General features: G+C 57.1%; 11 protein-coding genes. 5 read left to right on the forward strand and 6 right to left on the reverse strand.

Features of this window, described 5'->3' with window-relative positions; genetic code table 11:
• Positions 1-43 precede the first annotated feature (43 nt).
• Positions 44-1,054: a Gfo/Idh/MocA family protein gene (locus tag IBT54_RS11500; RefSeq protein WP_013359358.1), complete on the reverse strand. Its 1,011-nt coding sequence runs from the start codon at positions 1,052-1,054 to the stop codon at positions 44-46.
• A gap of 62 nt (positions 1,055-1,116) precedes the next feature.
• Positions 1,117-3,057 carry a 3D-(3,5/4)-trihydroxycyclohexane-1,2-dione acylhydrolase (decyclizing) gene (gene iolD / locus IBT54_RS11505; protein WP_098052131.1) on the reverse strand — a complete coding sequence of 647 codons (1,941 nt, stop codon included), beginning with the start codon at positions 3,055-3,057 and terminating at the stop codon, positions 1,117-1,119.
• 544 nt (positions 3,058-3,601) lie between these two features.
• Here iolD and iolC point away from each other — a divergent pair.
• A complete protein-coding gene (gene iolC / locus IBT54_RS11510; RefSeq protein WP_013359361.1) occupies positions 3,602-5,515 on the forward strand; it encodes a 5-dehydro-2-deoxygluconokinase in 1,914 nt (637 codons plus the stop codon).
• 561 nt (positions 5,516-6,076) lie between these two features.
• Entirely contained in the window at positions 6,077-6,925 is an 849-nt protein-coding gene (locus IBT54_RS11515) for a MurR/RpiR family transcriptional regulator (RefSeq protein WP_033784214.1), read from the forward strand.
• A 79-nt stretch (positions 6,926-7,004) separates the two neighbouring features.
• On the opposite strand, the gene iolB is transcribed toward IBT54_RS11515, so the two are convergent.
• Positions 7,005-7,823 (reverse strand): 5-deoxy-glucuronate isomerase, encoded by an 819-nt coding sequence (gene iolB / locus IBT54_RS11520; protein ID WP_013359363.1) that lies wholly within the window; start codon positions 7,821-7,823, stop codon positions 7,005-7,007.
• 112 nt (positions 7,824-7,935) lie between these two features.
• Positions 7,936-9,441, reverse strand: coding sequence for a CoA-acylating methylmalonate-semialdehyde dehydrogenase (locus IBT54_RS11525; protein WP_095706558.1), 1,506 nt, complete (start codon positions 9,439-9,441; stop codon positions 7,936-7,938).
• Positions 9,442-9,861: 420 nt separating this feature from the next.
• Between IBT54_RS11525 and IBT54_RS11530 the strand changes: the two genes are divergently transcribed.
• On the forward strand, positions 9,862-10,677 hold the full coding sequence (locus IBT54_RS11530; protein ID WP_201252179.1) for a TIM barrel protein: 816 nt from the start codon (positions 9,862-9,864) through the stop codon (positions 10,675-10,677).
• Between the two features lie 84 nt (positions 10,678-10,761).
• Here IBT54_RS11530 and IBT54_RS11535 read toward each other — a convergent pair whose 3' ends face one another.
• Positions 10,762-11,976 (reverse strand): MFS transporter, encoded by a 1,215-nt coding sequence (locus tag IBT54_RS11535; RefSeq protein WP_201252180.1) that lies wholly within the window; start codon positions 11,974-11,976, stop codon positions 10,762-10,764.
• A 276-nt stretch (positions 11,977-12,252) separates the two neighbouring features.
• Here IBT54_RS11535 and IBT54_RS11540 point away from each other — a divergent pair, with 276 nt between their 5' ends.
• Positions 12,253-13,308, forward strand: coding sequence for an AI-2E family transporter (locus tag IBT54_RS11540; RefSeq protein ID WP_201252181.1), 1,056 nt, complete (start codon positions 12,253-12,255; stop codon positions 13,306-13,308).
• Here the strand turns inward: IBT54_RS11540 and IBT54_RS11545 are convergent.
• Positions 13,297-13,980, reverse strand: coding sequence for a FadR/GntR family transcriptional regulator (locus tag IBT54_RS11545; protein WP_201252182.1), 684 nt, complete (start codon positions 13,978-13,980; stop codon positions 13,297-13,299). The two genes, IBT54_RS11540 and IBT54_RS11545, sit on opposite strands and share 12 nt — an antisense overlap.
• 148 nt (positions 13,981-14,128) lie before the next feature.
• Here IBT54_RS11545 and uxuA point away from each other — a divergent pair, with 148 nt between their 5' ends.
• Positions 14,129-15,313, forward strand: coding sequence for a mannonate dehydratase (uxuA, locus tag IBT54_RS11550; RefSeq protein ID WP_013359369.1), 1,185 nt, complete (start codon positions 14,129-14,131; stop codon positions 15,311-15,313).
• Positions 15,314-15,371 lie beyond the last annotated feature (58 nt).

A 15,371-nucleotide genomic window follows, 5' to 3' on the forward strand; every position in this document is an offset into this window, starting at 1 on the left:
TTATTCCCAGGCGGAGAGCGGCCAGGCCGCAGAGAGAGCTAAATCAGTTATAGAAAGCAGGACGTGGCGGCATCTCTACCGGCTCAATCGCACCACTGTTCTGCGCTTTGATACAGGCATCGGCGGCCACTGAAGCGGCGAAGCCATCCCAGGCAGAAGGACCGGTAAGCTGGCCCGCTTTGATGTCGTTGATAAACGCCTGCAGCTCAACGTCATACGCCTCGATAAAACGATCTTTCCAGTCCACCAGAATGGTGTTCGACAGGCGGGCATCTTTGCGAAGCTGCACCGAAGAAGGCTCTGGCAGGCGGGCAATCCCCTCTTCACCGACCACTTCACACTGAATGTCATAGCCGTAAGCGCAGTTAACGAAAATCTCGACGTCAATGCGCACCCCTTTGTGGGTTTCGAACAGGACGATCTGCGGGTCTTTCAGCTGACCGTGGGACTTTGACGTCACACGAGGGAAGATCACCTGCACCGTTTTATAGTCGTCGTTTGTCAGCCAGCGCAGCACATCCAGCTCGTGGATCAGTGTGTTGGTGATCGCCATTGGCGTGGTGTAGTTTTCTGGCACGGTCGGGTTACGGTGCGCGCAGTGCAGCATCAGCGGCTCACCGATATCGCCATCGGTGATCACTTTTTTCAGGGCGCGATAGCCCGCATCGTAAGGACGCATAAAACCAACCTGCACCAGGCGTTTACCCGCCTGAATCTCTGCATCCACCACCCGGCGGCAGCCCTCGGCGCTCATCGCCAGCGGTTTTTCACAGAAGACCGGTTTACCGGCGGCAATCGCCGCTAAGGTGAACTCTTCGTGGGTCGGATCCCATGAGGTGACCAGCACCGCATCGACGTTGGGTGACTGAATCACATCGTGGCCATTTTCGAACACCTCCGCCTCAATGTTCAGGCGTTGCAGTGCGGCCCGCGCGCCGTCGACATTGATGTCAGAGACGGCAACCACCTGGGCACCCTGCAGCACATGGCTGCAGCGGCGAATATGTTCCTGACCAATTGCACCTGTACCGATGACGCCAAGTTTCAAAGTCATAATTACACCTGTGTAGGGTTCGTACGGAGAAGAGGAAAACGGGCCGCAGCACGGCCCGGAAATCAGTATTTGCGCGCCTGATCCAGATGGCTGTTGAGCTTGTCCGCCACCGCCTGAGCGCGTTCGGTTTTCGACGCCTGCGCCACGCCAACATGCCACCAGCTGAAATATTTGTGGATCATGGTTTTTGGCAGCACTTTGATGTCGATAAGGGTGGAGACCGTCTGGGTGCGGGCATCTTCCAGCGCCGCTTTAAGCTGTTCCAGGCTGGTGACGCGATAAGTTTTGCAGCCATAACCGGCAGCAATAGCCGCGAAATCGACCGGGATAAAGCCGCCGTCCAGCCTGCCGCTTTCCGCGTTACGGAAACGGAACTCGGTGGTGAAGCTGTCCATACCGTGTTCCATCTGCAGGTTGTTGATACAGCCGTTAGTCATGTTATCCAGCAGCACGACGTTGATCTTCGCCCCTTCCTGAATCGAGGTGACCAGCTCAGAGTGCAGCATCATAAAGGAGCCATCGCCGACCAGCGCATAGACCTCGCGCTGCGGCTGCGCCAGTTTTGCACCCAGCGCGGCATTGACTTCATAGCCCATGCAGGAGTAGCCATATTCGACGTGGTAAGCGTTGTAATCTTTGGTGCGCCAGACGCGCTGCAGGTCGCCCGGCAGGCTGCCTGCGGCGGCTACCACGACCGCATCTTTCGGCAGCTGCTCGTTTAAGGTGCCAAGCACGCTGCTTTGCGTCAGCAGTGACTGAGTCAGGCGGTTAAATTCTGCGAACACCGCTTCGCGGTCGAGATGGTCAGCTATCTCCGGCACAAAGTCGCCATCGTGATATTCCACCTGATAGACGCGCTGCGTCTCTTTCAGCAGCTGGCTCTGCGCCTGCTCAATCTGGTTGCCCCAGTCATTACTGTAGTGCTGTGAGGCCAGTGCAGCGGTGAGCGCGGTCAGCCCTTCACGGGCATCGGCCAGCAGCTGCACGCCATCGAGCTTGTAGCTGTCGAAGTTGCTGACGTTAATGTTCAGGAAGCTGACATCGGGATGCTGGAAAATCCATTTCGATGCGGTGGTAAAGTCGGTGTAGCGGGTGCCGATGCCGATGACTAAATCGGCCTCTTTCGCCAGCAGGTTCGCGGCCAGACAGCCGGTTTCGCCTACGCCGCCGACATTCAGCGGATGGTCAGAGACCAGCGTGCCCTTGCCCGCCTGCGTCTCGGCAAAGGGGATCTGATAGCGCTCGGCAAACTGGCGCAGCGCCTCGCCCGCTTCAGAGTATTTCACCCCGCCGCCGCAGATAATTATCGGCTTGCGCTTACGGTTAATCAGCGTCAGGGCATCCGCCAGCTGCGCCGCGACCGGCAGGCGGCGATCCAGACGGTGCACGCGTTTCTGGAAGAAGTAGTCCGGGTAATCCCAGGCCTCACCCTGCACATCCTGCGGCAGCGACAGCGTGACCGCGCCGGTTTCGGCCGGATCGGTCAGCACGCGCATGGCATTGATACAGGCGGACATCAGCTGCTCAGGGCGGCTGACGCGATCCCAGTATTTGCTGACGGCGCGGAAGGCGTCGTTGGTGCTGATGCTGAGATCGTAGCTCTGCTCAATCTGTTGCAGCACCGGATCGGGCTGACGGGTGGCGAAGACGTCGCCAGGCAGTAGCAGCAAAGGAATGCGGTTAGCGGTCGCAGTGGCGGCGGCAGTAATCATGTTAGCCGCACCCGGTCCCACAGACGAACTGCAGGCGATAATCTGACGGCGCAGCGACTGACGGGCAAAGCCGGTGGCAGCATGGGCCATGCCCTGCTCGTTACGACCCTGCCAGACCACCAGATCGCCGCTATCCTGTTCCAGCGCCTGGCCCAGCCCCAGCACGTTGCCATGGCCGAAAATCGCGAAGATGCCTTTGACGAACTTCGTCTCAGTGCCATCAACATCGATGAATTGATTATCAAGAAATTTAACCAGCGCCTGTGCCGTGGTCAGTCTGATTGTGCCCATGTTTCTTCCTTACATGCTGGTGGACCCCGACTTCCGCGACAGCGCGCAAGGCGTTGTCATTGGCGGAAAAGCGGCCGGAATAACTGAAACGTGAGGCGATTATAAACAAATATATTTTTCATAAAACACGATTACAGAAGAAACATTTCATTTTGCGAGTGAGATCAAATTTAACGATGGCAACAGGTCTGGCGGGCGATCACGACGGGGAAATCTGGAACGTTTAGCAGAGAGTGGTTCATGATGAAAAAATTCATTTCAATGGGGCAGCTTGCCTGACTGGCGTACGGATTCCTGCGATCGCCTTCACAACCCTGACATACCGCACATCGTGACAGCAGAGACCGCGCAGGCGGGAGGCAATCAGGAGTTTTACCTGGTTCACAAAATTGCGATGAATATTTCATTTCATATTGAATATGGAATTTTTATTCCTCATACTTCTCTCATAGCCAGCCAGATACCCACAGACCCGGAAGCAGAGCCTGCCTGGATCGATCTTTTCGCCCGCCAGCTCTGCGAATCACAGAAGGAAACCACAGGTATGAGTACACAACAGAAGCCGCTTGATGTGATTTGTATCGGGCGCATCGCCGTTGATTTTTATGGCCAGCAGATTGGGGCACGGCTGGAAGATGTCACCTCCTTTGCTAAATATCTGGGCGGATCATCGGGCAACGTCGCTTATGGCACCGCGATTCAGGGGCTGAAATCGGCGATGCTGGCGCGGGTGGGAGATGAGCACAATGGTCGCTTTCTGCGTGAGGAATTGCAGCGCGTGGGCTGCAACACCGATGCTCTGATCACCGATGCAAAACGCCTGACCGGCATGGTGATTCTGGGGATTAAAGATGAAGAGACTTTTCCGCTGATTTTCTACCGTGATAACTGCGCTGATATGGGTCTGGTACCGGACGATATCGACGAAGGCTTTATTACCTCGTCCCGCGCGGTGGCAGTCACCGGCACGCACTTATCTCATCCGCAGACCCGTGAAGCGGTGCTGAAAGCGCTGGATATCGCCCGCCGCAATGGCCTGCGAACGGCGCTGGATATCGATTACCGCCCGGTGTTATGGGGACTGACTTCTCTGGGTGACGGTGAAACACGTTTCATTGAGTCGTCTCAGGTCACTCAGCAGTTGCAGGAAGTGGTGCACTATTTCGATTTGATCGTTGGCACCGAAGAGGAGTTTCATATTGCCGGTGGCAGCACCGATACCCTGACTGCGCTGAAGAACGTGCGTCAGGCGAGCCAGGCGACGCTGGTCTGCAAACGCGGTCCGCTGGGTTGCGTGGTGTTTGAAGGTGAAATTCCGGATAGCTGGGAACAGACTCAGCTGCACACCGGCGTGCGCGTCGACGTGCTCAACGTGCTGGGCGCGGGCGATGCCTTTATGTCTGGCCTGCTGCGCGGCTGGCTGAATGATGAAGGCTGGGAGCAGGCGTGCCGTTATGCTAACGCCTGTGGCGCGCTGGTCGTGTCACGCCACGGCTGTGCCCCTGCCATGCCAACCAAAGCGGAGCTGGATGATTTCCTGAGCCGCGACACAGAGGTGAAACGTCCCGATCTCGACAGTCGTCTGAACCATCTGCACCGTGTGACCACCCGTAAGCAGCAATGGCCGGAGCTGAACGTGTTCGCTTTTGACCATCGCAAACAGCTAGCGGATATGGCGCAGGAAGCGGGTGTTGATGAGAGCCGTATTCCACAGCTGAAACTGCTGCTGCTGGAAGCCGCTCAGCAGGCGGCCAGTGAGGCGGGATTAGAGAACAAAAGCGGCATTCTGGCGGATACCACGTATGGTCAGAAAGCCCTGAATGCCATCACGGGTAAGAAGTGGTGGATTGGCCGACCGATCGAGCTGCCCAGCTCACGTCCACTGCGTCTGGAGCATGGCAACATCGGCTCGCAGCTAATCGACTGGCCCGCCGAGCATGTCGTGAAATGTCTGGTTTTCTATCATCCGCATGACAGTGCTGAACTGCGCAAAGAGCAGGATGACCTGGTGCTCGACGTCTGGAAAGGCTGTAACAAAAGTGGCCATGAGCTGCTGCTGGAAGTGATTCTTCCCGAGAGCAACCCGGATAAGAATGAAGCCTATTACCTTGATATTCTTAGCCATTTCTACAGCCTGGGTATACAGCCGGACTGGTGGAAACTGCCTCCGCTATCCGCAGAGAGCTGGCAGGCGATCAGTCGTCTGATTGAGGAGCAGGATTCTCTCTGTCGCGGCATTCTGTTGCTGGGTCTGGATGCACCCGAAGAGAAGCTTAAAGCGGGCTTCGCTGCGGCGGCCAACGCGCCATGGGTAAAAGGTTTTGCGGTGGGTCGCACCATCTTTGGTCAGCCTTCGCGTCAATGGTTGCAGGGTGAACTGGACGATCAGGCACTGATTGAGACCGTAAAAGGCAACTATCTGCGGTTGATTGCGTACTGGCGGGCGGCCCGCGCCTGATTTGCTGCTCTGCCCCAGACTGTCTCAACCGCGATGGCCTCAGACTGCTGACTCACTCAAAGCAGGGTGAATGTTGCAGCAACGAATAAGCTCAGCGCGCAGGTAACACGGTCAGAAGAGGAAAGCGTCCCGCGCCAGGGACAAAAACGCCGGGAGCGTTTTTGAACAACGCGAAGCGTTGGCCCGGCAACGGGCGCACCTCATGGATGAGGTGCGTAATCGCGCGGGCCGAGCAGCCATGGATGGCTTGAGCGACTTTCCGATCTGACCGTGTTACCTGAGCCTGTGCGGACTCATAGCAGGCAGAGACAGACTTTTTAGTAATATCACGCCATCCCAACCGGGATGGCGTTTTACTGGTTACCCTTAATCCCTGCTGTCATTTCATCCCGGTTTTCACCCTGTCATTGCCCGCCTGGGCGCGCTAAAGCCAATCTGTGAACCATTTCATAAAGCCATGAAATAAACCGCTTCGTTGACGCAAACAAATGAAATTTTCCATCCATCTGATACTATAGCGCTCATTATGCAGCCATAATTCTAATGATACGGGCAGAAGTGATGAACAATAATCCCACCCAACTTTCTCTCTTGCAGGACGATATTCGTCGCCGCTACGAAACGCTGAGCAAGCGTCTTAAACAGGTTGCGCGCTACATCCTTGATAACAGTAACAGTATTGCTTTCGATACCGTCGCCTCGATTGCTCAGCAGGCCGATGTACCACCGTCGACGCTGATCCGTTTTGCGAATGCGTTTGGCTTCAGCGGCTTCAACGAAATGAAACAGGTTTTTCGTCAGCACCTGATGGAAGAGACGGTCAACTATACCGAGCGCGCGCGTCTGTTTCGTCAGACCTCAACGGACGACAGCGCCAGTGCGCCTGAGAGTCCGGCGGAAATCCTCAACGTCTTTACCATGGTGAACAGCCAGGCGCTGCAGCAGCTGGCGATGCAGGTGAATCCTGAGCAGCTGAACAAAGCAGTAAAACTGCTGAATGAGGCTGAGAACATCTATGTCATTGGCCTGCGTCGCTCGTTCAGCGTCGCCTCCTATCTGGTCTACGCGTTGCGTCATCTGGAGCGTCGTGCGTTTCTGATTGATGGTCTGGGCGGGATGTTTACCGAGCAGCTCAGCCTGGTTAATCCGAAAGATGTGGTGATTGCGATCAGCTACTCGCCCTATGCGCGTGAAGCGGTCGAGGTCGTCGAAATGGGGGCCAAGCGTGGCGCGCATCAGATCGCCATTACCGACAGCCAGGTCAGCCCGCTGGCTGCCTTTAGCGATGTCTGCTTTGTGGTGCGTGAAGCGCAGGTCGATGGCTTCCGTTCGCAGGTCGCCTCACTCTGCCTGGCACAGACGCTGGCGGTGTCACTGGCGCTGAATAACGCCGATAGTTCCGCTCAGTAACCTGCGTTTCGCACAGTAAAAAGGGCAGCCTAACCGGCTGCCCTTTTTTACAGGCATGCGCTGATAAAACCGCTGAGCCTTACTCTGATCGTGGATAGCTGTCGCTGTTCACCCAGGCGTGATCTTTTTCCCAGCTGAATTTCCACAGCCGTACCGGCCCTGCCATCACGTTCAGATAGTAGTTGTTGTATCCGGCCAGCGTCGCCACCGGATGATAGCCACGCGGCACCATCACGACGTCGCGGTTATAGGGTGCCATACAGGCATCCAGTGAGCGATCGTCGGTGTAAACGCGCTGCATGGCAAAACCAGGTTCCGGATCGAAACGGTGATAGTAGGTCTCTTCCAGGTAGGTTTCGTTTTCACTCTCCTCCTGATCATGCTTGTGGCTGGGATAGGAGCTGGTATCGCCTTCGTTGGTATAAACCTCCACCACCAGCAGACTGTCAGCGGGTTCAGTATCAGGCAGGATATTATGCACCAGACGCTGGTTGCGCCCTTTACCGCGATGCTCAACACCGACATCGGCTGGCGCAATCAGTCTTGCAGGCAGATTGCCCTGACCGGGCGCGTTACAGACGGCCAGCTCAAGATCGCTGTCAGCATAGACTTCCACTTCATCGTCATGCGGCACATACACGGAATACGGCGGCACGCGTTCGAAAGGCGACATGCGCTTACCGATTCCGGGAAACTCAGCATGGCGGGTTTTCACCGAGGCCAGCCCGGCCACCAGCACCAGACACAGCTCTTTGTCACCGCTGGTCAGGCGCAGAGTTTCCCCTTTTTTCAGCAGATAAGCATCAAAGCCAACATAACGCCAGCCAGCACGCTCAGGCGTGACATGCTGAATACGGCCCTGTGCGTCCGGGGCCTGTGCTTTCGACAGTAAAGACATCCTGATCCTCCTCTCTGTCACGATTGACGCTGCGGTCGTTTCACGGGCGAGGTGCCCGCGAACAAAGCGACCGGCAGAGTCTCCTGCCGGTCGCGATCAGCGTTGAAATAGATCAGCCTAAGGTTGGCATACTGAATTCAGACACGGTCTGCTGACCGGACGGCCAGCGCACGGTGGCGGTTTTCATGCGGGTATAGAAGCGCACGCCATCCGGCCCGTGAACATTAAGCGCACCAAACACGGAACGCTTCCAGCCACCGAAGCTGTGGAATGCCATCGGCACCGGAACCGGCACGTTCACACCGACCATGCCCGCTTCAACGTTCTGCACAAACTCACGCGCGGTGTGACCGTTGCTGGTGAAAATTGCGCTGCCGTTACCAAACTCATGGCTGTTGACCAGCTGCAGCGCGCTGTCGTAGTCCGGTGCACGCATGATGCTCAGCACCGGCCCAAAAATCTCTTCACGCCAGATCACCATCTCAGAGGTGACGTTATCAAACAGCGTGCCGCCAACGTAGTAACCTTCGGCGTGACCTGCAACCTGCACGTTACGACCATCGACCACCAGCTTCGCGCCTTCCTGCTCGCCTTTGTCGATGTAACCCAGCACCTTCTTCTGATGCGCGGCTGAGACAACCGGTCCCATCTCATTTTCATCGGCACCCTGATTGATCCCAGGACCGATCCGCAGCGCTTTCACCAGTGGCGTCAGACGGGCAATCAGCTTGTCAGCTGTGTCATCGCCCACCGCGACCACAACCGGCAGCGCCATGCAGCGTTCACCGGCCGAGCCAAACGCACCGCCCATAATCGCGTTAACGGTGGCATCCAGATCGGCATCCGGCATAACGATAGCGTGGTTTTTCGCCGCGCCAAACGCCTGCACCCGCTTACCGTGGGCGCTGGCAGTTTTATAGATATGCTCAGCCACACCGGACGAGCCGACGAAGCTCACCGCTGCGATGCGCGGATCTTTATAGAGCTGCTCAGCATCTTCGTTAGAGCTGTGCACCACGTTGAATACGCCATCCGGCAGGCCCGCTTCGGTCAGCAGCTCGGCCATGCGCACGGCCGCAGAGGGATCCAGCGCCGGTGGCTTCAGAACAAAGGTATTACCGCAGGCCAGCGCGATCGGGAACATCCACAGCGGCACCATCGCCGGGAAGTTAAACGGCGTAATACCCGCTACGACACCCACCGGCTGCATCAGCGAAAAGCTGTCAACGCCGCCGCCGACGTTCGGGGAATATTCACCTTTAAGCAGATGGGGGATCCCGCAGGCAAACTCAATCACTTCAATGCCGCGCGTCAGTTCACCTAACGCATCAGACCAGACTTTGCCATGCTCAGAGACAATCAGCGCCGCCATCTCTTCACGATGCTGCTCCATCAGGGCTTTAAAGTTAAACAGAACGCGGGCGCGACGCAGCGGCGAGGTTTTTGACCAGGCAGCAAATGCGTCATGCGCGACACCAATCGCCTGGGCCACTTCATCGGCGGTACTTTGCGTCAGTTCACGTACCACTTTGCCGGTTGCCGGATCGTAAACAGGAATGGTTTCGTTGCTGGCGCTGAAAGTCGTTTTGCCGCCAATAAAGTTACCTATGATTGTCATGATGTTGCCTCTTAAGATGGTTAAGTTCCCTGCAGACGGGCCCTGTGGCCTGCCACACTGCCTGACCAGGCAAACCTGAAAGCGTGCTATGAAGCTATTACAGTGGAATAAATTTTTCAAATAGTTCTTTTTGGAAAATTTGCTTTTAGCGGCACGGATCGCATTTTTGCCGCCCTCAAGCCACTGACGATGTCCTGATGGCAGGAGGCGTTTACCAGCGCTCAGCCTTAGTCAGGCAGGCGAAAAGCAGAGGCGGATAGAGCGGGTATTCCTGCGAAGTTGATCCAGCGTTTATGCATCGGACTGAAACGGAATATGAAATTAATGCGAGACCGATCTAATAATCTGTATTTCATAATTCACTATTAATGAAATAAATGTTTTCTTTAGTCCATCCTTCTCCTGTCCCGGAGTCAGCGCATGGCCATCGATCCCACACGTTTCTGTATCAACCGCAAAATTGCGCCCCGGCTCTCGCTGGAGGCCTTCTTTCAGCTGGTTCAGCGTCTGGGGCTAAGCAAGGTCGAACTGCGTAATGACATGCCGGGCGGCAGCGTCACCGATGACTTCAGCACCGATCAGCTGCGCGCCCTGGCGGATAAATATCACATCGATATCGTCACGATTAATGCACTCTATCCCTTTAACCGCATCGATGACGCGCTGCTGACGCGGGCGGAGTCGCTGTTACAGACAGCACAACAGATCGGCGCAAAAGCACTGGTGATGTGTCCGCTGAATGAGGGGATTACCGTGTCGCCTCAGCAGACGCAGGCGGCAATGCAGCAGCTGGCGCCGCGCTTTGCACACTATGGCATTCAGGGGCTGGTCGAGCCGCTGGGGTTTCCGGTCAGCTCACTGCGTTCGATCGTACAGGCGCAGCAGTTGATCGCCGCGGCGGATGTGCCCTTCAGGCTGCTGCTGGATACCTTTCACCATCATCTCTATGAACAGGCTGAACAGGAATTTCCGGCGGGTATCGATATTGACCAGATTGGGCTGGTGCATCTTTCGGGTGTGGAAGATCGGCGCCCGACTGCCGAACTGACCGACGACGAACGCATCATGCTGAGTGACAACGATGTGCTGAAGAGCGTGGTGCAGGTTAAACGGCTGGAGATGCTCGGCTACAAGGGCGTCTACGCTTTTGAGCCGTTCTCCGGTCAGCTCAACAACTGGACACCGGCGGAGATTGAACGCCAGATCCGCCACAGTATTGAACTGCTGCAGGCCTGAAACCTGTTCGCGCCCGAAATTTATTGGTTTATCTGTGTCTGAAAAGACGTTATGGCCCGCTGCTGGGCCATTTTTTTATCCTGATCAATCCCCGCTTACGGGCTCTGAAGCCTGACGCCGCTGCAGGCGCAGCGTGCAGAAGAAAGCGACGCAGACCAGCAGCGCCGTGAGCAAGTAGACGCGTGAGACACCGGCATAATTCATGATGAATCCGGCCAGTGGCCCGGTTATTCCCAGCGACAGATCCATAAAAGCGGTATAGGTCGCCAGGGCGCTGCCCTGATTCTGCTGCGGCACCACTTTTACCGCCACCACGCCCAGTGCCGGAAACACCAGTGAAAACCCGGCGCCGGTCATAAACGCGCCCGTTTTTGCCATCCACGGATCGCCTGCGGCGGCGACCAGAAAGAGCCCGGCAGCCTCAACCGCCAGACAAACGCTGGCGACCCGCAGGCCACCGTGACGGTTAATCGCATTCGGGAACAGCAGGCGCGCCCCGACAAAAGCGCCGCTGAACAGGGAAAGCGCAAAGGCGGCTCCCTCCCAGCCTTTATCCTGATAGAACAGCGTGATAAAGGTGGCAATCACGCCGAAACCCGCTGACCCCATCGCCAGAATCGCGCCAAAGCCAGCGATTTTCCCCAGCACCGCCCGAAACGGCAGCGGTCTGGCGCGGCTGGCTTTTACCGCCGGACGCGGGACCGCGCAGACGATGCCAACCATGCAGATGGCCACAATCACCAGCGATAGCCACAGCAGCCCGCCGGCCCGGAAGATCACCACGCCCAGCGGCGCACCTATCGCCATCGCGCCATAGGTGACGATGCCGTTCCAGGAAATTACGCGGCCAATGTGCAGTGAACCGACCCGCGCTACCCCCCACAACGAAGTGCCGGTGCCGGTAAAGCTCTGGCCCACACCCAGAATCAACCGGCCCACACAGAGCAGTATCAGGCTCCAGAGCGGGGATGCGATCAGCGCCGCCAGCAGAATACACAACCCGCTAATCAGACAGCCCACCAGGCCCGTCACCACCACTTTCTTTGGCCCCCAGAGATCGGCATAGCGCCCGGCATGTGGCCGGCTCAGCAGCGTCGCCACATATTGCAGGCTGATCACCACGCCCGCCCAGAATGCGCTGAAGCCCAGTTGGTCATGCACCCAGCCAGGCAGGACCGCCAGCGGCAGACCAATGGTGAGATAGCTGGCAAAGTTGTAGGCGACGATAGAGAGGATCAGCAGCGAGATGTTCAGGCTTCCGGATGGAGCATTCTGTTCCGCTGCAGGCTGTTCAGGCATAGGTTCTCGCACGTAGTTGGCTGAATGATAAGGTTTATCCTTTAACTATACCTGCTTTCGCCACCGGCGCATCACACTGGCACGGTTATCGGGCAGTAAAACGCGGCGCAAAAACAGGAACAGCAGGAGGTCGCGGTCCTGCCGTCATAGCTGAGTGCGGTGGCGCTGATTATCACGCTATTATGCCGCCGCGCTTTACCGTTTCTCTGATAAATCAGATTGTTAATTTTCTTTCAGCTACACTTCCAACAGCCAGATTACGTCACGGGAGAGGCAATGAGCGAGCTGCAACGGGAAAAAATTGGACAAAATATTCTGATAAAACTGGCGATGCTGGTCATCATTCTTGCCGGGGTTCGGGCCGCGTCCGATATTCTGGTCTCGCTTCTGCTGGCGGCGTTCTTTGCCATTGTGCTCAACCCGCTGGTGACAATGCTGATGCGTCGTGGCTTCCGCCGTGGACTGGCGATTGGGCTGGTCATTACTGTGATCTTCTGCGGTATCCTGCTGCTGGGTGCCATCATCGCCAGCTCAATGAGCGAGTTTTCTGACCTTTACCCGCAACTGCGCGCCACCATGGAACAGAAAATGACGGTGCTGCAACATCTGGCGGCGGGCTTTCATCTCAATATTTCTACCGACGCGCTGGTGCAGCGTTTCGATCCGAATACCATGGTGAACCTGGCGAGCGCGGCGCTCAGCGGCTTTTCGGGTGCGATGACTAATACTGTGCTGCTGGTGCTAACCGTGGTCTTTATGCTGTTTGAGGTTCATCATCTGCCTTACAAAATGCGTAACGCGCTGGTGAACCCGAAAATTCGTATCGCCGGGCTGCATAAGGCGCTGAAAGGTGTGACGCACTATCTGGCGCTGAAAACCCTGGTGAGTCTCATCACCGGCATCGCCGTCTGGCTGAGTCTCTATCTGCTGGATGTGAAGTTCGCGCTGCTGTGGGGCGTCGTGGCCTTTATCCTCAACTATATTCCTAATATCGGCCCGATTATTGCCGGCATTCCGCCCTTTCTGCAGGCGCTGTTACTGAACAGCCTGTTTGATGCCGCGATGGTGGCTGCGCTGTTTACCGCGATTCATATGGTGTTCGGCAATATGCTGGAACCGCGCCTGATGGGTCGCGGCCTGGGCTTATCAACGCTGGTAGTGTTCCTGTCTCTGGTCTTCTGGGGCTGGCTGCTCGGTCCGGTCGGCATGCTGCTCTCGGTGCCGCTGACCAGCATTACCAAAATCCTGATGGAGACCACGCCGGGCGGCAGCCGTCTGGCGATTATGCTGGGCACCGGACGACCTAAACGCGTCCGGGGACTAACCAAGTAGCCTCTGCTGCACGTGCTGCAGATGGCTCTCCATCGCCTGGCGAGCCGCTGCTTCATCGCCTGCCACAATCGCGTCGGCAATCTGCTGATGATCAGCGTTCATCGCCTGCGCAAAGCTGTTATCGGCATAATGGCGTTCCAGCCGCTGCACGTGCGGACTGTGACGCCGGTTCCAGAGCTGCTCCAGCAGGTCGCGTAACACGTCATTGCCGCTCATCTCGCCGATCAGCAGATGGAAGCGTTTATCCTGCTCCAGAAACGCCGCATCGTTTTCATTGTAGTGCTGCAGTTCAGCGGTCAGCGCCAGCAGTGCCTCCCGCTGCCCGGCGGTACCGTTACGGGCGGCAAATCCTGCCAGCATGCCTTCAAAGGCTTCACGCGCCTGTAAAAGATCCTGCAGGCTGCAGGTTTCACTCTCCTGCGGGATGGCGGCCTGTGGCAGCGGCTGAGCGACGTAGATACCGTTGCCGGTGCGGATATCGACCCAGCCGGTCATCTCCAGCGCAATCAATGCTTCACGCACTGACGAACGGCTGACACCTAACTGTTTTGCCAGCTCGCGTTCGGGCGGCAGCAGGCCGCCCGCCACAAAATCACCGCGCGTGATACCGGCCATAATGGCGTTGGCGATCTGCCGATACAGGCGCTCCGTCTTGATGACTGGCAGGCTCATTACCCTCTCCTTTTATTCAGCATAAACCGCTCACTTGCCGGATGCAGTTTGTCATGCTGCGATCCGGATCACGGCCCTGATGTGTCCACTATCATACTCTTGGCCCAGCGGCCTGACCACTGGGCCACATCACAGTTGAGGAGTAAAAATGGAACATACATGGCGATGGTACGGCCCGAACGATCCGGTCTCCCTGGATGATGCGCGTCAGGCGGGCGCAACCGGTATTGTGACGGCGCTGCACCATATCCCTAACGGTGAAGTATGGCCGGTTGAGGAGATTAAAGCGCGTCAGGCACTGCTGGCGGAAAAGGGTCTGGTCTGGTCGGTGGTGGAGAGCATCCCGGTTCATGAGGCGATCAAAACCCAGCGCGGTGACTACCTTCGCTATATCGCCAGCTATCAGCAGTCGATACGCAATCTGGCCGCCTGTGGCATCGATACCGTCTGCTACAACTTTATGCCGGTGCTGGACTGGACACGCACCGACCTCGCCTGGACGCTGCCGGATGGCGCAAAAGCGCTACGCTTCGACGCCGACGCTTTCGCCGCCTTCGAACTTTATCTGCTGCAGCGTCCGGGCGCGGAGCAGGATTACAGCGCGGCTGAACAGCAGGCCGCCGCTCAGCGCTTTGCCACCATGAGCGCTGAGGATAAAAGTACGCTGGTGCGCAATATTATCGCCGGTCTGCCTGGTGCCGAAGAGGGTTACACCCTGGAGCAGTTCCAGGCGCAGCTGGCACAGTATGACGGCATCGACAAAGCGAAACTGCGCGAGCATATGGCAACCTTCCTGCGCGCTATCGTGCCGGTTGCGGAGGAAGTGGGGATTAAACTGGCAGTGCATCCGGACGATCCACCGCGACCGATTCTGGGCCTGCCGCGCATCATCTCTACCCAGGAAGATATGCAGTGGCTGAAGGAAACCGTGGACAGTCTGCACAACGGTTTCTGCTTCTGTACTGGTTCCTATGGCGTGCGTGCCGACAATGCGCTGGTTGAGATGGCGGAAACCTATGCCGACCGCATCAACTTTGTCCACCTGCGCGCCACAAAGCGCGAGGCAAACCCCAGCAGCTTCCATGAAGCCGCGCACCTGGCGGGCGACGTCGATATGGTCGGCGTCATCAGGGTCATTCTGGCGGAAGAGCAGCGGCGGCGGCGGACGGGCAATCAGCGAGCAATTCCGATGCGCCCCGATCACGGCCATCAGATGCTGGACGACCTGCATAAACGTACCAATCCCGGCTATTCTGCCATTGGCCGGCTGAAAGGACTGGCTGAGCTGCGCGGCGTTGAAGTGGCGCTGAAACAGATCTATTTTGCTGATTAAGAATCACCTTTACCCTGCGTCCGCGCTCAGGCGGGCCAGGGTCACCCCAGGCGGCAGC

Origin of the sequence: Pantoea sp. S62, from assembly GCF_016658625.1 — a bacterium.
Classification (GTDB): domain Bacteria; phylum Pseudomonadota; class Gammaproteobacteria; order Enterobacterales; family Enterobacteriaceae; genus Pantoea; species Pantoea vagans.